We start from the raw sequence: 21,256 nt of genomic DNA on the forward strand, positions 1-21,256 counted from the left end.
TGACGCGGGTGGCCGGCCCGGAAATCGGGGGTGGATGGCACGGCGTGTATACATGCTTACGCCTGGGCGCTCTTTTTGGCGACGATTTTGTGCGTTTTTTAGCCAAAAGATGTAGACATCAGAGGATGCTGTATACACGTACCCAGGCCGTTGCGGCGCCTGCCCTTTGCGCCGAAAAAACTGCAAGTCAACGCGGCGCTTTCGAAAAAAAGCGCAAGTGCCAGAGCGGCGGGACAAAAAGTTTCTGCGCGCCCTAACCCTTAGGCTGGGAGCACTCGGCAGCGTCAGAGGAAAGCACTTCTCTCTGACGCCGCCTGACCGTTACGCCCTCAGCGCCGCAGGAGGCGACAGCATGAAACTCAACGACCCGCGTCTTTTCCGTCAGTACGCCTATGTCGACGGCAAGTGGACCCATGGCAGCGAGGGTCGCGAGGAGGCGGTGGTCGACCCCGCCACCGGCGAGACCCTGGGCCACTGTGCACTGCTGGAAGCCGCCCAGATCACCGCCACCGTGACCGCCGCCGAGGAGGCGTTCGCCGCCTGGCGGGCGCTCAACGTCAATGTGCGCGCCGAGAAGCTCAACGCCTGGTATCGCCTGCTGCACGAGCACAAGGAGGATCTCGCCTATCTGATGACCCGCGAGCAGGGCAAGCCGCTCAAGGATGCCCGCGGTGAGGTCGACTATGGCGCCAGCTTCATCCAGTGGTTCGCTGAGGAGGCCAAGCGCGCCTACGGCATGACCATCCCCAGCCATATCCCCGATGCGGCCCTGGGTACGATCAAAGAGCCGGTGGGCGTGTCGGCGATGTTCACGCCGTGGAACTTCCCGCTGGCGATGATCACCCGCAAGGCGGGGGCGGCGCTCGCCGCGGGCTGCCCGGTGATCGTCAAGCCGGCCAACGAGACCCCGTACTCGGCGCTGGCGCTGGCCGAACTCGCCGAGCGCGCGGGCATCCCGGCCGGGGTGTTCAACGTGGTCACCGGCGACCCGGCGACGGTCTCCGAGGTGCTGTGCAGCGACAATCGCATCCGCAACATCTCGTTCACCGGCTCGACCCGGGTGGGCAAGCTGCTGATGCGCCAGAGTTCGTCGAGCGTCAAGCGCATGTCGCTGGAGCTGGGCGGCAACGCGCCCTTCATCGTCTGCGACGACATGGACCCGGACGCCGCAGCCAAAGAAGCCGTGGCCGCCAAGTTCCAGACCGCCGGGCAGGATTGCCTGGCCGCCAACCGCATCTTCGTCCAGCGCGGCATCTACGACGCCTTCATCGAGCGCTTCGTCGCGCACATGGAAGCGCTCAGCGTGGGCAACGGGCTCGATGAGTGCGATATCGGCCCGTTGATCCACCGCCGTGCGGTGGAGATGGCTCAGGGTATCGTCGAGGATGGGGTGCGCCGCGGCGCGCGCAAGCTCGGCGGCGAGCGCTCGGCGCCGGGGGCCAACTTCTTCGTCCCCACGCTGCTCGCCGACATCACCCCGGAGATGCGCGTATTCCGCGAGGAGACCTTCTCGCCGGTGGCGGGTATCGGCGTGTTCGACAGCGACGACGAAGTGATCCGGCTGGCCAACGACACCGAGTACGGCCTCGCCGCCTATGTCTACACCCATGACGTGCGACGCATCTGGAAGCTGATGCGCGGGCTGGAGTACGGCATGGTCAGCGTCAACAGCGTCAAGATGACCGGCGCGCCGATCCCCTTCGGCGGCATCAAGCAGTCCGGCCTTGGCCGCGAGGGCGGCGCCCAGGGGCTCGAGGAGTATCTCGACACCAAGTATTACTGTCTGGGTAATATGCCCTCGGCCAGTTCTTCTTGAGCCAGCGTGTAATCGCTGACGGCGCTTCGCCGGCTCGCCGGCGCCCGAGCGCTGTCGCGTGAACGGTGTCGCGCCGTATCATCAGCGTCGCATAGCTTTTTGAGCGTCGCATGGCTTTATTAACGCGGGTATCACACAAGGGTCACGGTGACCGCTGCGCCCGCCGGGAACCACCATCAAACACCATCGACAGTTGCGGTGGTGGTTCCGCTTTGAGTAAGGAAAACCTCATGACCGATACGCGTAGCCTGATCGACAACGATCGCCGCCACGTCTTTCACGCCTCCACCCATCTGCGCGACTACGCCCATGGCGATGCGCCGGGGCGTATCATCACCGGTGGCCAGGGGATTTCCATCGTCGACCGCGACGGGCGTGAGATGATCGACGCCTTTGCCGGGCTCTACTGCGTCAACATCGGCTACGGGCGCAGCGAGATCGCCGAGGCCATCTACGCCCAGGCCAAGGAACTCGCCTACTACCACACCTATGTCGGCCACTCCAACGAGCCGCTGATCGCGCTCTCCGAGCGTATCGCCAAGCTCGCCGGTCACGGCTTGAACAAGGTCTACTACGGGCTCTCCGGCAGCGACGCCAACGAGACCCAGATCAAGCTGGTGCGCTACTACCACAATGTCACCGGCCGGCCGCAGAAGAAGAAGATCATCTCGCGCCAGCGCGGTTACCACGGTTCCAGCATCGCCGCCGGTTCGCTCACCGGGCTGCCCGCCTTCCATCAGCACTTCGACCTGCCGATCGAAGGCGTGCTGCATACCGAGGCCCCGTACTATTACCGCCGGCCCCGGGGCGAGATGAGCGAACGCGAGTTCTCCGCCTACTGCGCCGAGCAGCTGGAGGCGCTGATCCAGCGCGAGGGCCCGGAGACCGTGGGCGCCTTCATCGGCGAGCCGGTACTCGGCACCGGCGGCATCATTCCGCCGCCGGAGGGCTACTGGGAGGCGATTCAGGCGGTGCTCAAGCGCCACGACATCCTGCTGATCAGCGACGAAGTCGTCAGCGGCTTCGGGCGGTTGGGCAGCGATTTCGGCTTCCAGCACTACGGCATCCAGCCGGATCTGGTGACCATCGCCAAGGGGCTGACCAGCGCTTACCAGCCGCTCTCCGGGGTGATCGTCGGCGAACGCGTGTGGAAGGCGCTGGAGGATGGCACCGGTGAGTTCGGCCCGATCGGCCACGGTTGGACCTACTCCGGGCACCCGCTGGGCGCGGCGGCGGCGATGGCCAATCTGGACATCATCGAGCGCGAGAATCTGGTCGGTAACGCCGCCGAGACCGGCGCCTACTTCAACGCCCAGCTGGCCAAGACCTTCGGCGAGCACCCGCTGGTGGGCGACGTGCGCGGCCAGGGGCTGATGGCGGCACTCGAGTTCGCGCCGAAGAAGGGCGCCTATACCCCCTTCGACCCGGCGCTCAAGGTCGGCCCGCGGGTCGCGGCGGCGGCGCTCGAGGAGAACCTGATCGCCCGTGCCATGCCCAACGGCGACATCCTCGGCTTCGCCCCGCCGTTGGTGATCGATCGCGGCCAGGTCGACGAGGTGATCGCCCGTGCCAAGCGTGCCATCGACAAGGTGACCGACGAGCTGACGCGTAGCGGCGATCTGCAGGGGTGAACTAAATAGCCGATCCCAAGCGCTGAGCCGAAGGGGGGAGCTTAAGAGAGAAACCCCGGCGTCGCGGTGGCACACCGCGTCGCGCATTGATACCGACACGCGCCTGCGGCAGGGTGAAGAGATTCAGCCTGCCGCCTTTCCGTTCCGGCGTCCTGCCCTTTCGATTCGGGAGCTTGTATGTCCGACCCCGTCACCCTGCACGATATCTACCTGGCCCGCCAGCGACTCGCCGGGCAGGCGGCGCGCACGCCGCTGATCCTCTCCCAGAGCCTGTCGGCGCGCTTCGACGCTGAGGTCTATCTCAAGCTCGAGACGCTGCAACCGAGCGGCGCATTCAAGCTGCGCGGCGCGCTCAACAAGATCGCCTCGCTGGCGCCGGCTCAGCTCGAGCGCGGCGTCACCACCGCCTCCACCGGCAATCACGGCCGCGCGGTGGCGTGGGCGGCCAGGCGACTCGGCGCGCGGGCGGTGGTCTGTCTCTCCGAGCTGGTGCCAGCCAACAAGGTCGCCGCCATCGAAGCGCTAGGGGCCGAGGCACGGGTGATCGGGCGCTCCCAGGACGACGCCTTCGTCGAGGCGCGGCGTCTGGTCGCCGACGACGGCATGACGCTGATCGAACCCTTCGATGACCCGCTGATCGCGGCCGGCCAGGGCACCATCGGGCTCGAACTGATGGAAGACCTGCCGGCGCTCGACCGCGTGCTGATCGGGCTCTCCGGCGGCGGGCTGCTCGGCGGTATCGGGCGCGCGGTCAAAGGCATCAATCCCCAGGTCCAGGTGACCGGGGTGAGCATGGAACAGGGCGCGGCGATGATCGACAGCCTGGCGGCGGGCGAGCCGGTGGAGGTCGAGGAACAAGCCTCGCTCGCCGACTCGCTCGGGGGCGGGATCGGGCTCGACAACCGCTGCACCTTCGCCCTGGTACGCGAGGTGATGGACGATCACTACCGGGTCTCGGAGCCGGCGATTGCCCGGGCCATGCTGCACTTCTTCGAACAGGAGAAGATGCTGGTCGAGGGGGCTGCCGTGGTGGGGCTCGCCGCGATCGAGGAGCACGCCCTCGACATCCGCGGCCAGAAGGTGGCGCTGATCGTCTCGGGCAACGGCGTGGACGCAGAGACTCTGATGCGGGCGAGGACGCTGATTGACTATCCGCCGCGCTGATACGACTTCCAGTGCACGCTGACGCGAATTCAAATGAATGGACGCAGGAGACACCCCGATGGAGCTTTATAACCGACAGCAGATTCAGGATGTCGTCACGCTGGATCACGCCGCTTTGGAGGCGGTCGAAGCCGGTTTCCGTGCGCTGGGTGAAGGGAACGTCGTCCAGCCGCCGATCCTGTCGATGGCAATTGCGGAATCCAATGGCGAGGTCGACGTCAAGACCGCCCATATCCAGGGCAATGCGCGCTTCGCGATCAAGGTCAGCCCCGGCTTCTTCGACAATCCCAAGCTGGGGCTGCCGAGTCTCAACGGGCTGATGATCGTGTTCTCGGCCAAGACCGGCCTGGTCGAGGCGGTGCTGTTCGACGAGGGCTACCTCACTGACATACGCACCGCGCTGGCCGGCGCCATCGCCGCCAAGCATCTCTCGCGGAGCGACAGCCGGCGCGTCACCGTCCTCGGCGCCGGCGTGCAGGCGGAGCTGCAGGTCGCCGCGCTCCGGCTGGTACGCGACATCGATACGCTCGACGTCTGGGCGCGGGATGCCGAGAAGGCCGGCGCCTATGCGGTGCGCATGCGCGAGCGCTATGGCCTTGCGGTCGAGGTCCACGAGCAGATCGATGCCGCCTGTGCCCGTGCCGATATCATCGTCACCACCACGCCATCACGCGAGCCTTTGCTGTCAGGGGCGCACCTGCCCGATGGCGTGCATGTCACGGCGATGGGCTCTGACAGCCCCGAAAAGCGCGAGCTCGACTCCTCGGTGATGGAGCGCGCCGACGTCTTCGTCGCCGATACCCGGGCCCAGAGCGAGCACAATGGCGAGCTCAAGGTCTATGCCGGCCATCGCCCGCCGTTCACGGTTCACGAGCTGGGCCAGGTGATCGCCGGTGGCCAGTCGCCGCGCCGGGAGGCGAGCGCCATCACCGTCTGCGACCTCACCGGCACCGGGGTGCAGGACACCGCCATCGCCGGCTTTGCGCTGTCGCGGCTGACGTCGTGAGCCGGGCGGGTGCGGTGGTGGTGCGCCGTGCCACTCCAGCCGACGCCGAGGCGATCGCGACCATCCACGTCGACGCCTGGCGGCATAGCTACCGCGGCTTGATCGCCGAGACCACGCTGGCGGGCTTGGATGTCGCCGCGCGTGCCGCGGCCTGGCGCTCGCAGCTCGACGCGGGGGCGGTGGTCTTTGTCGGTACGCATTCGGACATCCGTACAGACACCCAGGCAGACACTCGGGCAGGTGAGCTGCTCGGCTGGGTGAGTGTCGGTCCTTTCCGCCAGAGCGAGAGCGCGCGGCCCGAGGTGCGCTCACTCACCCCCGGCTGGGCCGAGCTTTACGGCTTCTACGTTGCCCCACGGGCGCAGCGCCAGGGCGTTGGCCACGCCCTGTGGCAGGCTGCGCTGGAGTGGTGTCTCGATCAGGGCTATCGCGACCTGGGGCTATGGGTCCTCGCCGACAATGTGCCGGCGATTCGCTTCTACCAGCGCTGCGGCCTGCGCGATCTGGGGCTCGATCAGGATTTCACCATCGACGCACAGCCGCTGGTGGAGACACTGATGGCGCGAACGCTGGCCAGCCCGGTCTGAGCGCGATCATGTCGTCGCCCGAGCGGAGGGGGAGACCGCTGCGCGCTTGCACTTTGGTGGCGGGTCCACGACGGCCCGAGTCGTGGCGTGGCATGCTGGCACCAGGTGTCGACAGGAGGAAAAGGCGATGGTCAGCAATATCCTGATGCCGCGGATTCTGGAAGTGGGTGGCGGCGCGCTCGAGCGTCTCGCCGGGGTGCTCGCCGCACTCGGCGTGCAGCGGCCGCTGGTAGTCACCGATCCGATGATGGTCGAACTCGGCTACGTAGCGCGACTTCACGCGCTGCTCGAGGCCGCCGGGCTCGACTACCGCGTATTCGCGGACACCGTGCCGGAGCCCACCCTGACCTCGATCCTCGACGGTGTGGCGCTGATGCGCGAGGGCACCGCACAGGGCGCGTTCGATGGCGTGATCGCGCTGGGTGGCGGCAGCCCCATCGACTCGGCCAAGGCGATCGGCGTACTGGGTCACTTCGGCGGTGAGATCCGCGACTACCAGTTTCCGCGCGCGGCGTCGCAGCTCGGCCTGCCGCTGGTTGCCATCCCCACCACCGCCGGCACCGGCTCGGAGATGACGCGTTTCACCATCATCACCGACGAGGCTGCCGGCGAAAAGATGCTCTGCCCGGGCATCGGCTTCATGCCGGCGGCCGCGATCGTCGACTTCGAGCTGACGCTCTCGGTGCCGCCGCGGGTCACCGCCGACACCGGTATCGATGCGCTTACCCACGCCATCGAGGCCTACGTCAGCCGCAAGGCCAACCCCTTCTCGGATCACAATGCGCTGGCCGCGATGCGCCTGATCGGCCCCCATCTGCGCCGGGTCTATCACCAGGGCGACGATCGCGCGGCGCGTGAGGCGATGATGCTGGGCTCGAGCCTGGCTGGCCTGGCCTTCTCCAGCGCCTCGGTGGCACTGGTACACGGCATGAGCCGGCCGCTGGGTGCGGCGTTTCACGTGCCCCACGGCATGTCCAACGCCATGCTGCTGCCGGCGATCACGACCTTCTCGCTGGCCGCCGCGCCGGCACGTTACGCCACCTGCGCCCGCGCCATCGGCGTGGCCACCGACAGCGACGATGACGCCCGCGCCGGCGAGCGGCTGCTCGCCGAGCTGGTCGCCCTCAATCAGGAGCTGGCGGTGCCCACGCCGCGGGACTACGGCATCGACCCCGCGCGCTTCGAGGCGCTGCTCGACACCATGGCCGAGCAGGCCCTGGCCTCCGGCTCGCCCGGCAACAACCCGCGGGTGCCGAACCACGCGGAGCTGATCGAACTCTACCGTTCGCTCTGGTAGCCAGCGCGGCAACGGCTGCCGCGCTATTTCAGGTGGTCTCGCAGCGCTCGGCGGCGGGCGGCGCCAACGCGCCGGCGCGCAGGACGATGCACAGCGACAGCACGCCGAGCAGGGCAAAGGCGTAGTGCAGCGTGATCACACTGGCGGCAAAGCCGATCAGCGGTGGCCCCAGCAGCATGCCGCCGTAGCCCAGGGTGGCGACGCTGGCGATGGCGGCGCCGGGGGGCAGCTCGGGGTCGTTGGCCGCGCGTGAGAACGCCAGCGGCATCACCAGGGCATAGCCGATCCCCATCAGGAAGAAGCCGACCAGGACGAGATACAGCTCACCGCAGAGCACCGCCAGAGCCACGCCCAGGGCGGCCGAGAGGCCGGCGAGACGTGTCGCCGTGGTGGTGCCGAGACGCAGGATCAGCCCCGCGCCGATCAGCCGTGTGACCACCATGGCGGTGGAGAAAATGGCGTAACCCAGGGTGCTCTGGGCCGCGCTGGCCGTGGTGGCATCGAGCAGGAAGAGTGCGCTCCAGTCCGCCACCGCGCCTTCGCCGAGGGAGGCGCACAGGGCGACCACGCCGACCCACAGCAGCGCCCCGTGCGGCAGCGGCAGCCGCCGGGGCTTCACCGCGGGCGGTTGGCGGCGCTCGCCGGGCCAGGGTACGGCGGCAACCGCCGCGGTGATCGCGTAGATCAGCCCGCCCGCCAAGAGAAAGTGCCACAGCAGCGGGAGCGCCAGGTGCGTCGCCAGGTAGCCGAGCGCCGCGCCCGCGCCGGCGCCCAGGCTCCATAGGGCATGGAAGGAGGCCATCACCGGTTTGCCGAGGGCGCGCTCGGCCTCGCCGGCCCAGCCGTTCATGGTCACGTCCATGGCGCCCTGAGCGCCCCCGAACAGCACCAGCGCCAGGGCGAGAGACCACACCGTGGGCGCCGCGGCGACCAGGCCCAGCGTTAGGACGCAGGCGATGGCCAGGGCACGGGTGGTGCGCGCCGCGCCGAAATGATCGGCCGCGCGCCCGGCCAGCGGAAACGAGATCAGCGCGCCGACGCCCAGGCCCAGCAGCAGCAGGCCGAGCCCGGCATCATCGAGACCGTGCAGTTCGGTGACGCGCGGAATGCGCGACGCCCAGGTACCGAACAGGCCGCCATTGAGAAAGAACATGGCGGCAACGGCGCTCCAGGTGCGAACAAAACCCGGACGAGGCATTCAGGACTTTTTGGGCGTCGGGGCCACGCCGGGACCGGTGGGGGAGCCGACCTGGTGCCACTGGCGCCCGTCGCGTTCGATCAGCTCGTGTGCGCTCTGCGGGCCATCCTCGCCGGCGGCGTAGTCGCTCAGCTCGGGATTCTCGGCCCAGGCGTCGAGGAACGGCTGCACCGCGCGCCAGCCGTTCTCGATGGTGTCGGCGCGCTGGAACAGCATCTGATCGCCGGTGAGGCAGTCGTAGATCAAGGTCTCATAGCCGGTGACCGCGGGCAGATCGAAGAAGTCCTTGTAGGCGAAGCCCATCTTGACCGTGTCCATCTCGAGCTCCGGCCCGGGGCGCTTGGCCTGGAAGTCGAACCACATCCCCTCGTTGGGCTGGATCTGGATGATCAGCCAGTTGGCCGCCATGCGCTCGACCTCGGTATCGCGGAACTGAGCATAGGGCGCCGGCTTGAAGCAGATCGCGATCTCGGTGTCGCGGGCGCTCATGCGCTTGCCGGTGCGCAGGTAGAAGGGCACACCGATCCAGCGCCAGTTGTCGACCATCACCTTCATCGCCACGTAGGTCTCGGTCTGGCTGTCCGGGGCGACGCCCTCCTCATCGAGATAGCCGGGTACCTCGGTGTCGCCCAGCTTGCCGGCCGCGTAGCGTCCGCGTGCGGAGTTGGCGGCGGCCTCTTGCGGGGTCCAGGGGCGGATCGCTTCGAGCACCTTGGATTTCTCGTTGCGCAGGGCGTCGGCCCCGAACGCCGCCGGCGGCTCGATAGCGACCATCGCCAACAGCTGGAACAGATGATTGGGCACCATGTCGCGCATGGCACCGGTGCGGTCGTAGAAGGCGGCGCGCTTCTCGACGCCGACGGTCTCGGCGGCGGTGATCTGGATATGGTCGATGTAGTGATTGTTCCAGAACGGCTCGAACAGCACATTGGCAAAGCGCGCGACCAGAATATTCTGCACCGTCTCCTTGCCCAGGAAGTGATCGATCCGATAGATCTGGCGCTCCTGCATCACCTCCAGCAGCTGGGCGTTGAGCGTGCGTGCCGACTCGAGATCGTGGCCGAAGGGCTTCTCCACCACTAGCCGTCGGTACTGGCCGTCGCGTTCGCTGAGCAGCCCCGCTTCGCCCAGGCGGGTGGCGATATCGCCGAAAAAGCGCGAGCCGGTGGCGCAGTAGAAGACCGCGTTGGCGCTGGTGCCGGCCTCGATCAGCGTGGCGATCTCGGCGTAGATGTCGCGCTGGGTGAAGTCGCCCTGGCGGTAGTGCAGGCGGCGGGCGAATGCGTTCCAGGTCTCGGGGTCGAGATCGGCCGCGCGCCCCTCGGCGTGGCTGGCGGCGTCCTTGTCGGCGAGAAACGTATGGAGATGCTCGCGGAAGCTCTCATCGTCGTGCTCGGCGAGATCCACCCCCACGATACGCATGGCGTCGTCGAGCAGACCGTCGCGATCGAGATGGTAGAGCGATGGGATCAGCAGGCGTTTCACCAGGTCACCGCTGGCGCCGAAGATGAACAGTGTGGTGTCGTCGGCGACAGGGGGGTCGCCGGATTGGCGCTTTGCGGATGCTGCCATGGAAGTCGTCTCCATTCGGTGCCGGACGCGCCGGCGTTACAATTCACCTACGCTGCTGTCAGCGCCTTGCACCGGTGTGCCACCGGTGCCGCTGCCAGACAGGCGTCACGATCCGCCGCCCGACGACAAGACCAAACTGGCCCGAGGAGAGAGAGATGCCGGACGCCCAGACTCACTATCAGCATAAGAGCAACCCGCAAACTCTGCCGCCATTGACGCTGCATATCGGTCATGAAGAGCTGGTGATCCGCAAGCGCTACGAGGTCGTCAGTATCGTCAACGACATTCTGATCGGCATCTGGTTCGTGATCGGCAGTTTTTTCTTCTTTTACGAAGCGTTGACCTACTACGGCACCTGGCTGTTCCTGATCGGCAGTATCGAGATGTTGATCAGACCGGTGATACGGCTGATGCGCCATGTTCATATCCGACGTCTGCGCGAAATGCCGCAGTTGCCGCCGGAAGCCGCGCACGATTTCTGACGCCGAAAGCGCTGTCCGTGGCAATCGCGAATTGCCGGTTGGCTTCTGACTGCTAGCCTGAAACGTCACAGGATGTCATCGACGCCAGCGGAGAGTTCAGGATGAGCAGCGCGAGTCACGATAGCGATTTGGGCAGCGATTTGGGCAGCGATTTGGGAAATATGGACGCCGGCAGCCTCAAGCGGCTGTTCGCAAGCGGCGAGGCCTCGCCGCTGGAGGCGACCCGGGCGGCGCTGACGCGCATCGAGCGCTTCAACGACGTCGTCAACGCCTATGTACATGTCGATCACGAAGGCGCCGAGGCCGCGGCCAAGGCGTCGGCGCGGCGCTGGGGGCAGGGCAGGCCGCTGAGCGAGATCGATGGGATTCCGGTGTCGATGAAGGACCTGGCCGAGGTCGCCGGCATGCCGGCCCGGGAGGGCTCGCTGACCACTTCCACTGCGCTCTGCGAGCACGACTGCCCGCCGGCGCGCATGCTGCGTGAGGCCGGGGCGGTGATCCTGGGCAAGACCAACACGCCGGAGTTCGGCTGGAAGGCGGTGACCGACAACCGGGTCTTCGGCGCTACCTGCAACCCCTGGGATACCCGGCTGACCCCGGGCGGCTCCTCGGGCGGTGCTGCGGCCGCCGCTGCGCTCAATATGGGCGTACTGCACCAGGGCGGCGATTCCGGGGGCTCGATCCGCATTCCGGCCGCCTTCACCGGGGTGTTCGGCTTCAAACCCACCTATGGCTGGACCCCGCAGTGGCCGCCGGCGACCGAGCCGTCGCTATCGCATATCGGCCCGCTGACGCGCAGCGTCGAGGATGCGGTGCGCATGCTCAACGTGATCGGCCGCTACGATTATCGCGACCCCTATGCCACCCGCGGGCAGCCCGATGACTGGGGCGCCGAGCTGAGTGGCGATCTGCGCGGTCTGCGTATCGCCTACTCGCCGACGCTGGGCTATGCCGAGGTCGACCCGCAGATTGCCGCCCGGGTGCGCGAAGCAGCGCACAACCTCGAAGCGCTGGGGGCCGAGGTCGAGGAGCTCAATCCGGGGTTCGAATCACCGATCGAGATCTTTCAGAAGCTCTGGTTCACCGCCTCGCTGGACTTCTGGAGCCAATGTGACGCGCGCCAGCGCGAACGGCTCGACCCGGGGCTGGCGGCCAACGCCCAGCGGGCCGAGCGCTTCAGCGCACTCGATCTGTTCCAGGCGCTGCGCGAGCGTGCCAGCCTCACCCAGCGCCTGGAGCGCTTCAACCAGCGCTACCACCTGCTGATGACGCCCACGGTGCCGATCGCGCCGTTCGCGGTGAATCACGAAGTCCCACCCGGCAGCGACATGCGCGACTGGGAGGAGTGGGCGCCGTTCTCCTATCCCTTCAACCTGAGCCAGCAGCCAGCGGCCTCGGTGCCATGCGGGTTCACCGAGTCGGGGCTGCCGGTGGGCTTCCAGCTCGCCGGCGGCAAGCATGACGACGCCCGCGTGCTGCGGGCCTGCCACGCCTATCTGCAGGCGCATCCGCCGCGTTTTCCGCGGGTACCGGACCCGGCGATCCAGGCGTGAGGCGTTGACCTCTGGTGGGGTCACTCCCGAGCCCGACGGCTAGCCGTTGCGCGACCAGCGACTACGCTTAGACCGGCAGGTCGGTCTCCGAGCGTGGCCGAATCGCGCGGGGCCCACCATGAGCGGCCCGCGCCGTCGCGTCCTCGATGCTGTCGAACCCGCGAGACCGTGGCATCCGAGAGAAATACACGTCATCACCCGGTGCGCCGGGGGTTACCCCGCGTCATGGCGAAAAGCGTCGCCGACGTCGTTGCGAAGGAGTCATCCCATGAGTCAGAACGTCGCTGAAATCATCGTCGAAACCCTGGCCGAAGCCGGTGCCAAGCGCTGCTACGGCGTGGTCGGGGATACCATCAACCACTTCACCGATGCCATCCGCCGCAGCGAACTGGAGTGGGTACATGTGCGCCATGAAGAGGTCGGTGGCTTCGCCGCCGGCGGCGAGGCCTACATGACCCGTGAACTGACCCTTTGTGCCGGCACCTGCGGCCCTGGCTCGCTGCACTTCGTCAACGGTCTGTTCGAGGCGCACCGCAGCGGCTCCCCGGTGGTGATGATCGCCTCCCAGGTGGCCACCGGGGACAGTGGTGTCGGTTTTCCCCAGGATGTCGATCCCGCGCCGATCTACGCCCAGTACAGCGTCTTCTGCGAGACCGTGGTCAACCCGGATCAGGCGCGCCGCATGGCGGCGCTGGCGGCACAGACGGCGCTGGCCAAGAACGGCGTGGCGGTGCTGGTGGTACACGGCGACCTGTTCACCCAGACGCCGAGCCAGGATCTCCCCTACCGCGCCCATCGCTTCGATCCAGTAATGCGACCCAACGCCGAGGAGCTGGTACCGGCGGTGAAACAGATCAACGCCGGCGGCAAGATCTCGATCTACGCCGGCTTCGGCTGCGAACACGCGCGTTCCGAGGTGCTGGCGCTGGCGGCCAAGCTCAACGCGCCGGTGGCTTGGACCTCGCGGGCCAAGGATTTCATCGAGCCGGACAACCCCTTCGAGGTCGGCATGACCGGCGTCTTCGGCCTGGCCGGCGGCTATCACGCGGTGGCCGAGTGCGACACCCTGATCCTGCTCGGCTGCAGCTTCGCCTGGACCCAGTTCTATCCAGAGAAGGCGACCATCATCCAGGTCGACATCGACCCGCAGCAGATCGGCAAGCGCCACCCGGTCGATATCGGTCTGGTCGGCAGCGTGCGCGATACCTGTGCGGCGTTGGCACAGATCGTCGATGCCCAGAGTGACACCCGCTGGCTGGAAAAATGCCGCGAGCAGTACCACAAGGCGCTGGCCCACGACGAGCCCGAGAGTCAGGACGACGCGCTGATCCACCCCCAGGAACTGACTGTGGCGCTGGATGCCGCCGCCGACGACGACGCCTTCTTCACCGCCGACGGTGGCAGCCCGATGGTGTGGATGTTGCGCCATATCCGCGCCCGCGGCGAGCGGCGCACGCTCTCCAGCCTGGTCCACGGCACCATGGCCAACGCCTACCCCCAGGCGATCGGTATTCAGAAGGCGTTCCCCGAGCGCCAGGTGATCGCGATGTGCGGCGACGGCGGCATGACCATGCTGCTGGGCGACCTGCTCACGCTCAAGCAGGAGCGGGTGCCGGTCAAGGTGCTGGTGTTCAACAACGGCTCGCTCGGCTTCGTCGAGATCGAGCAGAAGGTCGAAGGGCTGCTCGATAGCTATACCGAGCTCGACAACCCCGACTTCGGCAAGATGGCGCAGGCGATGGGGCTGTGGGGTGAGCGGGTCGAACAGCGCCACGAGCTGGAAGGGGCGATCGCCGCCTGGCTGGCCCACGATGGCCCGGCGCTGCTCGACGTCAAGGTCAACCGCATGGAGCTGGTGATGCCGCCCAAGATCGAGCCGGGTCAGGTCGCCTCCACCGCGCTCTACTCGGGCAAGGCTGTACTCAACGGGCGCCTGAGCGACGTGGTCGATCTGGTCAAGAACAACTTCTGGAAGTGAGCGAGAGATTGTAAGCGAGAAGGCATCAACGAGCGCGCGGCTGCGTCAGGTGCCGCGGCCGTGCCCCGAGAGACGAGTCTAAGACGGGAGGCAGCGATGAGCGACGATATCAGACCGAGCCAGCGCGCACGCGACGGGCTGCGCGACATGCGCGCGCTGGTGGCGCCACGCCAGGCCGCGAGGGTCTCGACGGCTGTGACGGCGGCGCGCGAGGATCTCTCCGACCGCCAGGGATTCGCGCAAGATTTTCTGGCTGACTTCGAAGTGGCGCTGCCCACGCCGGTGGGCGAGCGCGCCGAGGACGTCACCCCGGTGCCCGGGCGCGATGACGGGTGTCTCGATTACACCCACTTCTCGCTGGTGATGTCACGCTCGCGGCGGCTGGCGATCTTTACCGCGCTCAATCTCGATGGCCGCCGGCTGGTCTCCGTGCCTCGCGAGAACGACGACTGGCGCTTTGATCCGCGCATCGACCCGGCGCTACAGGCGGGGGAAGATCTTTACGCCCGCAATCCGCTGGATCGTGGTCATCTGGTGCGGCGCACTTCAGCCAACTGGGGCGAACTGGCCGAGCAAGCCAATGCCGACACCTTCCACTTCACCAACTGCACGCCGCAGATGGCGGCGTTCAACCAGCACACCTGGCTGGGGCTGGAGGACTATCTACTCGAGCACGCCCGCGCCGATCGGCAGCGGCTGTGCATCTTCACCGGGCCGGTCTTCCGCGCTGGCGACCGCGACTACCGCGGCGTACGTATCCCCGAAGCCTACTGGAAGGTGATCGCCTTCCGCGACGAGGATGGCCGCCCCTCGGCCACCGCTTACATGATCGATCAGGTCGACGAACTCGACGAGCTGGGGCCGGGCTTCCTGTTCGGACAGTACCGCACCTATCAGCGCAGCATCGCCCGGATCGAGGCGCTGACCCAGCTCGATTTCGGCGAACTCTCCAACTTCGACGGCTTCTCCGTGGAGGAGCGTGCCACCGGCACCCGTATCGAAGCGGAGATCCGCGGTCCCGAAGATATTCGCGTGTGACGCCGAGAGCGGCACGGCGTCGCGATCAGCGCTTGCCCCCGCGTGCGCTTGCCTTACCATGCCCCGAGCGCGCCGACAGGACGCGCGATCATCACGTGGGAGGCAGAGGTCGATGCGGCAATCGAGGGCGGGGCAGGCGATTCCGAGTCAGGCGATTCCGAGTCAGGTGAGTGCGAGTCAGAGTGTGCCGAGTCAGGCAATGACGGGGCCGGGTGCGACGGAGGAGGCCGCGAACGAGCAGCCGATCGCGGCCACCGACTGGCAGCATCATGCTGCCACACTGAGGCTTCCCGCCGACCCGGCGCAGACCCGGCTGATCGAAATATCGCTGGCACTGGCGCCGCGTTCGCGCTGGCGCCGTGGCCTGCCGAGCGTGACGTTGACCGCATCGGGGCAAGCGCCGCTCACCTATTCGCTGGAAGCGCGCCGCCGCGATCAGCGCATCGCCTGGCGGCTGCCGCCGTGTACCACCGAGGTGACGCTGAGCCTGGCGCTCTCCGGCGCCCGGCTGACCGGAGCGCCGCAGGCACGCTGCCATGCGCAGCCGGCGATCGAGGGACCGATCCTGATCGTCGCCCCGCACCCGGATGACGCCGAGATCGCCGCTGGCGGTCTCTATACCGATCATGCCGAGTCGGTGCATCTGGTCACGCTCTCCTGCGGCGAGCAGCTCAAGGGGCTCAAGCGTCAGTACTTGAGCGGGCTCGATGACGATCTCGACAGTGCGGTCCGGCGCAAGGCCGAGTGGCGGCGCTGGAACGTGTTCGCCACGCCGCTGCTGTCGGGCATCCCGCCTGAGCGCTCGACCCTGGTCGGGGTGCCCGATGGGGCCGGGTGGGCGCTGGTGCATGATGGCATCGCTCAGCGTCCAGTCATTGCGCTGAGTGAGGCGCGCCGCTTCAATCATCTCGCGCTGCCGCCGATCCGCGGCGAGCGGCTCGAGCGCGACGACGTGGTCGCGGCGCTGCGACAACTGATCGATACCTTGCAGCCGGTCACGCTGCTGGTGACCGATCCCGAGTTCGATCCGCATCCCGATCACCGTGCCGCTTCGCTGGCCCTTGCCCTGGCGCTCGACGGCAGCCGCCACCGGCCGCGCACGGTACTGCTCTACGCCAACCACTACCGCGATGCCTTCCCCCCGGGGCCGGCGTTTCAGCCGGCTTGGATGCCGCCGGCCGAGATCGCCATCGAGCGCCTGTTTACGCCCGCGCCGACGCCGCTGGCGTGGCCGCTGTCCACCGAAATGCAAAAGCACAAGGCGCTGCTGCTGGATGCCATGAGCGACCTCTCGCCCCGCGCCGGCTGGCCACAGCGGCGCCGACGGGCACGGCGGGCGAACTTCGTGCCCACCTTCGCGCGTGAGCGCGATCCCTACTTCCAGGCCGCGATCCGCTCCACCGAGCTATTCCGCGCGCTGCCCTGCGACGCCTTCGTCGCGGCCTGGCGCGGGCGCAACGACGCCTGCTGATCACTCATGGCCCCGCGCCTGGCGACCCCGTCAAGGCGCGGCGAGTACCGTTCAACCTTCCTGTTGCAGCGCGTCTTCGAGCCAGCCGAGCAGGGCGCGGCTGGCGTAGCGCTGAGTGGATGTCCGGTGCACGTAAATGCCGATCGCGTCGGGCTGGAAAAACCGCTCATCGACCGGGGTGATCAGCTCGCCGGCCGCTATCAGCCGCTGGGTGGTGCGCGCCCAGCCGAGGGCGATGCCGTGTCCGGAGAGCGCTGCCTGCAACAGCAAGGGATAGCTATCGAAGCGTTTGCCGCCGAGCTCGGCCGGTGGTGCCTCGCCCATGGCTTCGAACCAGTCACGCCACCCCATCCACTCCGCCGGCTCCGCCTGGTGGTGCAGCAGTTCGAACGTCGTCAGCGCCGCCGGGGCGAGCGGGGCCTGTTGCGCGGCGGGGTGGGCCGGGCTGCACACCGGGAGGATCGTATCGCTGGCGGTGAACGCCAGCGCATGGCCGCCACTGGGGCGGCCGTGGGTCTGCAGCGCCACGTCGAACGGGTCGCGCTGTTCGCTTAGGGGGCGGGTGGAGGTGATCAGTTTCAGATCTATCTCCGGATGACGCCGATGGAAGTCGGCCAGGCGGGGCATCAGCCAGTAGAACGCCTCGCATAACTGACAGAACAGAATCACCCGATGACCGCGCTCGCCACCGCGAATCGCGTCGGCGTGTCGACCAATCTGCCCCAGGTTCTCGCTGAGTGTGTGGGCCAGCTCGCGGCCCGCAGGGGTCAGGAAGACGCCGCGATTGCGACGCTCGAACAGGGCCACGCCCAGATCCCGCTCGAGCGCGCGAATCTGCCGGCTGATCGCCGCCTGGGTCAGATGGAGCTCTTCGGCCGCGCGGGTGAAGCTCTCCAATCGTGCGGCGGCCTCGAACGGCAGCAGCGCGGCCAGCGGTGGTAGCGATCGGCTCAAGGCATGCATAACCCAGACTCATGGATGGTGACGTATAGATCGCTGTCGGCCGGGGCTGGCGCGGGCGATCCTGCCCGCTCATCCTAAAGATGAGGCCATTGCCATGCCGACCCGACATGAGACGAGTGCGCATAAGGCGGCGCCGCGCGACAGCGTCACTGCCACCATCTCCAACGCCGGCGAGAAAGACAAGCCTGGCCATGGCGTGGCGCTGATCGTCGGCGCGGTGATGCTGCTGTCACTGGCCGATGCACTGGTCAAATCGCTGGGGCATACGCTATCGCTGTGGCAGTTGCTGGTACTGGCACCGCTGGTGTCGCTGCCCCTACTGAGCGTTGGCTGGTGGCGGCAACGGTGGACGCTGCCCCGCGAGGCTCGGGTCTGGCGCTGGATCGGGGTGCGCAGCGCACTGCTGCTGGCGATGTGGATCGCTTTCTATGCGGCGCTGCCATGGATTCCGCTGAGCGTGGCGGCGGTCGGCATCTACGCCACGCCGCTGTTCATCGCCCTGCTCGCCAGGCTCGGCGGTGAGCCTCTGGGTTGGCGGCAGAACGTGGCGCTGCTGCTCGGCTTCGCTGGCGTACTGGTCGTGCTGCGTCCCGGCGGCGCGCTATTCACTCCGGCGATGCTGCTACCCCTGCTGGCGGCGCTTTGCTATGCGCTGGCCATGGTGACGACCCGGCGCCACTGCCGGGCGGTATCGCCGTGGCTGCTGGCCCTGGGGCTCAACCTGGGGTTCTTGCTCGCGGGGTTTGCCGGCTCGCTCGGTGTTATCGCGTTATCCCCCGAGGGCGATGGCTTTCTGCGGCGGGGCTGGCAGCCGCTCGATCTCTCCCACGTATGGCACATCGGGCTCTATGCGCTGCTGATGGTCGCGGTCAATACGTGGGTTGCCCGGGCCTATCAGGTCGCGCCCTCGGCGCTGGTAGGCATCTTCGACTACGCCTATTTGCCGTTCGCCGCCGGTTGGGGCTTGTGGCTCTTCGACGAAGTGCCGGATGCGCCGACCCTGGCCGGCATGGCGGCGATCCTGAGTGCCGGCGGGCTGGCACTGACGCGCCGCACGCGCTGATCGTTATCCAAGCTGGCGAGGGCTTGACCTCAAGCTATGTTGAGGGAGGAGCATGTCGTCATCGCTCATGGAGACGAAGAGGAGGTCGCGATGCATCACCAGGGTTTCTTGTGCGCCACCTGTGGCATTCAGTATCCCGCCAGCGAGACGCCGCCGGCGCACTGTGACATCTGCGAAGACGAGCGCCAGTTCGTGCCGGTGGAGGGGCAGCAGTGGATCACGCCAGGGCGCCTGGCGGCGGGGCACAGCAATACCTTTCGCTATCTCGCCGAGGGGCTGTTGGCGATCACCACCACGCCGCGCTTCGCCATCGGCCAGCGGGCCTTCCTGCTGCGCACGCCGCACGGCAATCTGCTGTGGGACTGCCTCTCGCTGCTCGACGAGGCGACGCGGGACATTCTCGACGGGCTCGGTGGGGTCGACGCCATCGTGCTCTCCCACCCGCACTACTTCAGCACCATGGCCGCCTGGGGCGAGACCTTCGATTGCCCGGTCTACGTGCACGCCGCGGATCGTGACTGGGTCACTCTGCCCAGCGAGCGGCTGCACTTCTGGGAAGGGGAGCAGATCGTGCCGCTGCCGGGGTTGGAGGTGCACTGCCTGGGCGGGCACTTCCCCGGCGCCAGCGTGCTGCACTGGCCGGCGCGCCGCCTGCTGCTGAGTGGTGACACCCTGCTGGTGACCCCGGACCGGATGGCCTCGTTCATGTGGTCCTACCCCAACAACGTGCCGCTGGATGCCACCTGTGTCGCGGCCATGGGTGAGCGTCTCGCCCGGCTCGAGTTCGACAGCCTCTACTCGGCCTTCGCCGGACGCGAGATCCTGCTCGACGCCGACCGCGTGGTCGCAGAGTCGGTGCAGCGTCACTGCCGCGCGCTCACACCCTGAGGTGACCGGGCTCTCGGCCCGGCAGCGAGTCTCGCGGCGGTGTATGCTGGCGCCAGACAGCAGCGAGTGTGGAGATGAGCATGCCTGCCAAGCCGATCCCGGCCGAGCGTGACAGCCGGCGCTTCTGGCGCCATCCGGCGCTCGGCTTCCTCGAGCTGCGCGAGACCCGTGACGGGCGTGAGGTCAGCTATGCCCGCCACAGTCACGACAGCGTCTCGCTGGGGGCGGTCACCGGCGGACGCAGTCTCTACGAATACCAGGTACCGGGAGAGCATTTCACCACGCGGATGGTGTCGCACGGCGACGTGGTGGCGATGAACCCGGGCGAGGTCCACGCCTGCAACCCCTGCGGCGACGCGCCCTGGTCCTACGTCATGTTCTATCTCGACCCAGACTGGCTCGCCACGCTGCAGCGCCGTCACGCCAACGAACTCGCCGGTGGCTTCCGACCACTGGCCTGGCATCATTGGCGCGACCCTGCGCTGCACGCGGCGCTGGTGGCGCTCGCCCGGCGCCTGTTCAGCGCCGCGGCGTCCCCCGCCACCCTGGCGGGCGAGTGCGAACGCCTGTTCGGCGCACTGATGGCGCGGGGCGAACTGTTCCGCCAGCAGACCCCGGCGGACACGCCAGCGCTGGCCGAGGTGGCCGCCTATATCCGTGCTCACTGCAGCGAGGCGCTGACGCTCGAGCATCTGGCCGCGCTGGCAGGGGTCTCACCGGCGCATCTGGTGCGCCGCTTCAAGCGCAGCTACGGCATCACGCCCCACGCCTATCTGACCGACTGCCGGGTGCGTCAGGGGCAGCTCGCGCTCAAGCGCGGCGAGTCGATCGCCGAGGTGGCGCTGGCGTGTCGGTTCGCCGATCAGGCCCACTTCCAGCGCGCCTTCAAGCGGCTGACCGCGATCACGCCGCATCGCTACCGTGCAGTGACATCATTGCCAGCATCAGCGCACTCACCAGTAGTGCCAGTGCCATACCGCGATTGAGCCAGCGCACCCGCTCGGGGCTCGGCAGCCGCCGACGCAGCCCGGCACCCAGCAGCGCCCAGCTGCCCACGCTCAGATAGCAGACGCCGAAGAAGATCAGCGCAAAGGGTACGACCCGCGCCGGGTCGCCGGCGGTATAGGCGGCCATGCCGGCGCTCGAGGCGATCCACGCCTTGGGGTTGAGCCACTGCATCAGCGCACCGCCCATGAAGGAGGACGGGCGTGCTGCGGTGTTCTGCGTCAGCGCACCGTCGCTGCGCGCCAGCCGCCACGCCAGGTAGAGCAGGAAGGCGACGCCGCCCAGGCGGATCGCGTGCATCAGCGCGGCCCACTGGGTCAGCCACTGCAAGCCGGCGCCGATCGCCAGCAGCAGCACGCTGAAGCCGCAGGTGGCACCGCTGACATGGCGCAGTGCCGGTATCAGGCCGCGATTGAGCCCCAGATGGAAGGCGACCAGATTGACCGGGCCGGGCGACAGCGAGGCGGCCAGAGCGAAGGCCGCCATCGACAAGGCAAGGGAGAGGGACACGCTGGGCACTCCTGAGCGAGGGGAATCGCCGGCA

18 protein-coding genes are annotated in these 21,256 nt (G+C 67.7%); 14 read left to right on the plus strand and 4 right to left on the minus strand.

The genetic code is table 11. The features are described 5' to 3' along the window. Positions 1–352: 352 nt before the first annotated feature. The 6 genes from J0A90_RS14810 (at position 353) to J0A90_RS14835 (ending at position 7,501) form a co-directional block, all read left to right on the plus strand. Positions 353–1,816 carry an NAD-dependent succinate-semialdehyde dehydrogenase gene (locus tag J0A90_RS14810; protein WP_035470819.1) on the plus strand — a complete coding sequence of 488 codons (1,464 nt, stop codon included), beginning with the start codon at positions 353–355 and terminating at the stop codon, positions 1,814–1,816. A 230-nt stretch (positions 1,817–2,046) separates the two neighbouring features. Then, the gene (locus J0A90_RS14815; RefSeq protein ID WP_207031471.1) at positions 2,047–3,447 is read left to right on the plus strand and encodes an aminotransferase; all 1,401 of its coding nucleotides are present in this window, start codon (positions 2,047–2,049) and stop codon (positions 3,445–3,447) included. Between the two features lie 177 nt (positions 3,448–3,624). Beyond that, complete coding sequence (eutB, locus tag J0A90_RS14820; protein WP_207031469.1) at positions 3,625–4,611, plus strand: hydroxyectoine utilization dehydratase EutB; 987 nt, start codon at positions 3,625–3,627, stop codon at positions 4,609–4,611. A 58-nt stretch (positions 4,612–4,669) separates the two neighbouring features. Then, a complete protein-coding gene (locus tag J0A90_RS14825) occupies positions 4,670–5,617 on the plus strand; it encodes a cyclodeaminase (RefSeq protein WP_207031467.1) in 948 nt (315 codons plus the stop codon). Further along, on the plus strand, positions 5,614–6,204 hold the full coding sequence (locus J0A90_RS14830; RefSeq protein WP_207031464.1) for a GNAT family N-acetyltransferase: 591 nt from the start codon (positions 5,614–5,616) through the stop codon (positions 6,202–6,204). The genes J0A90_RS14825 and J0A90_RS14830 overlap by 4 nt, the downstream gene beginning before the upstream one ends. 127 nt (positions 6,205–6,331) lie before the next feature. Beyond that, complete coding sequence (locus J0A90_RS14835) at positions 6,332–7,501, plus strand: iron-containing alcohol dehydrogenase (RefSeq protein ID WP_207031462.1); 1,170 nt, start codon at positions 6,332–6,334, stop codon at positions 7,499–7,501. Positions 7,502–7,529: 28 nt separating this feature from the next. On the opposite strand, the gene J0A90_RS14840 is transcribed toward J0A90_RS14835, so the two are convergent. After that, a complete protein-coding gene (locus J0A90_RS14840; RefSeq protein ID WP_233076818.1) occupies positions 7,530–8,654 on the minus strand; it encodes an MFS transporter in 1,125 nt (374 codons plus the stop codon). 45 nt (positions 8,655–8,699) lie between these two features. Further along, positions 8,700–10,271, minus strand: a complete 1,572-nt coding sequence (gene zwf, locus J0A90_RS14845; protein WP_233076819.1) for a glucose-6-phosphate dehydrogenase — start codon at positions 10,269–10,271, stop codon at positions 8,700–8,702. A gap of 155 nt (positions 10,272–10,426) precedes the next feature. On the opposite strand from zwf, the gene J0A90_RS14850 reads away from it, so the two are divergent. From J0A90_RS14850 to J0A90_RS14870, 5 genes are all read left to right on the plus strand, one after another. Then, positions 10,427–10,753, plus strand: a complete 327-nt coding sequence (locus J0A90_RS14850; protein ID WP_207031458.1) for a YrhK family protein — start codon at positions 10,427–10,429, stop codon at positions 10,751–10,753. A gap of 161 nt (positions 10,754–10,914) precedes the next feature. Continuing rightward, positions 10,915–12,306: an amidase gene (locus J0A90_RS14855; RefSeq protein ID WP_233076820.1), complete on the plus strand. Its 1,392-nt coding sequence runs from the start codon at positions 10,915–10,917 to the stop codon at positions 12,304–12,306. A gap of 268 nt (positions 12,307–12,574) precedes the next feature. Continuing rightward, positions 12,575–14,284 (plus strand): thiamine pyrophosphate-dependent enzyme, encoded by a 1,710-nt coding sequence (locus J0A90_RS14860; RefSeq protein WP_207031456.1) that lies wholly within the window; start codon positions 12,575–12,577, stop codon positions 14,282–14,284. 96 nt (positions 14,285–14,380) lie between these two features. Beyond that, positions 14,381–15,322 carry a DNA/RNA non-specific endonuclease gene (locus J0A90_RS14865; RefSeq protein WP_207031454.1) on the plus strand — a complete coding sequence of 314 codons (942 nt, stop codon included), beginning with the start codon at positions 14,381–14,383 and terminating at the stop codon, positions 15,320–15,322. A 199-nt stretch (positions 15,323–15,521) separates the two neighbouring features. Beyond that, complete coding sequence (locus J0A90_RS14870; protein WP_207031452.1) at positions 15,522–16,793, plus strand: PIG-L deacetylase family protein; 1,272 nt, start codon at positions 15,522–15,524, stop codon at positions 16,791–16,793. Between the two features lie 51 nt (positions 16,794–16,844). Here the strand turns inward: J0A90_RS14870 and J0A90_RS14875 are convergent, their stop codons facing one another. Beyond that, positions 16,845–17,756, minus strand: a complete 912-nt coding sequence (locus J0A90_RS14875) for a LysR substrate-binding domain-containing protein (RefSeq protein WP_207031450.1) — start codon at positions 17,754–17,756, stop codon at positions 16,845–16,847. Between the two features lie 94 nt (positions 17,757–17,850). Here J0A90_RS14875 and J0A90_RS14880 point away from each other — a divergent pair, with 94 nt between their 5' ends. The 3 genes from J0A90_RS14880 (at position 17,851) to J0A90_RS14890 (ending at position 20,693) form a co-directional block, all read left to right on the plus strand. After that, entirely contained in the window at positions 17,851–18,819 is a 969-nt protein-coding gene (locus tag J0A90_RS14880) for a DMT family transporter (RefSeq protein ID WP_207031448.1), read from the plus strand. Positions 18,820–18,909: 90 nt separating this feature from the next. Next, positions 18,910–19,707: an MBL fold metallo-hydrolase gene (locus J0A90_RS14885; protein ID WP_207031446.1), complete on the plus strand. Its 798-nt coding sequence runs from the start codon at positions 18,910–18,912 to the stop codon at positions 19,705–19,707. A gap of 80 nt (positions 19,708–19,787) precedes the next feature. After that, positions 19,788–20,693 carry an AraC family transcriptional regulator gene (locus J0A90_RS14890; protein WP_233076821.1) on the plus strand — a complete coding sequence of 302 codons (906 nt, stop codon included), beginning with the start codon at positions 19,788–19,790 and terminating at the stop codon, positions 20,691–20,693. Here J0A90_RS14890 and J0A90_RS14895 read toward each other — a convergent pair. Further along, positions 20,611–21,222, minus strand: a complete 612-nt coding sequence (locus tag J0A90_RS14895; RefSeq protein WP_233076822.1) for a LysE family translocator — start codon at positions 21,220–21,222, stop codon at positions 20,611–20,613. The two genes, J0A90_RS14890 and J0A90_RS14895, sit on opposite strands and share 83 nt — an antisense overlap. Positions 21,223–21,256 lie beyond the last annotated feature (34 nt).

The sequence above is a fragment of the Salinicola sp. DM10 genome, assembly GCF_017306975.2.
GTDB lineage: Bacteria > Pseudomonadota > Gammaproteobacteria > Pseudomonadales > Halomonadaceae > Salinicola.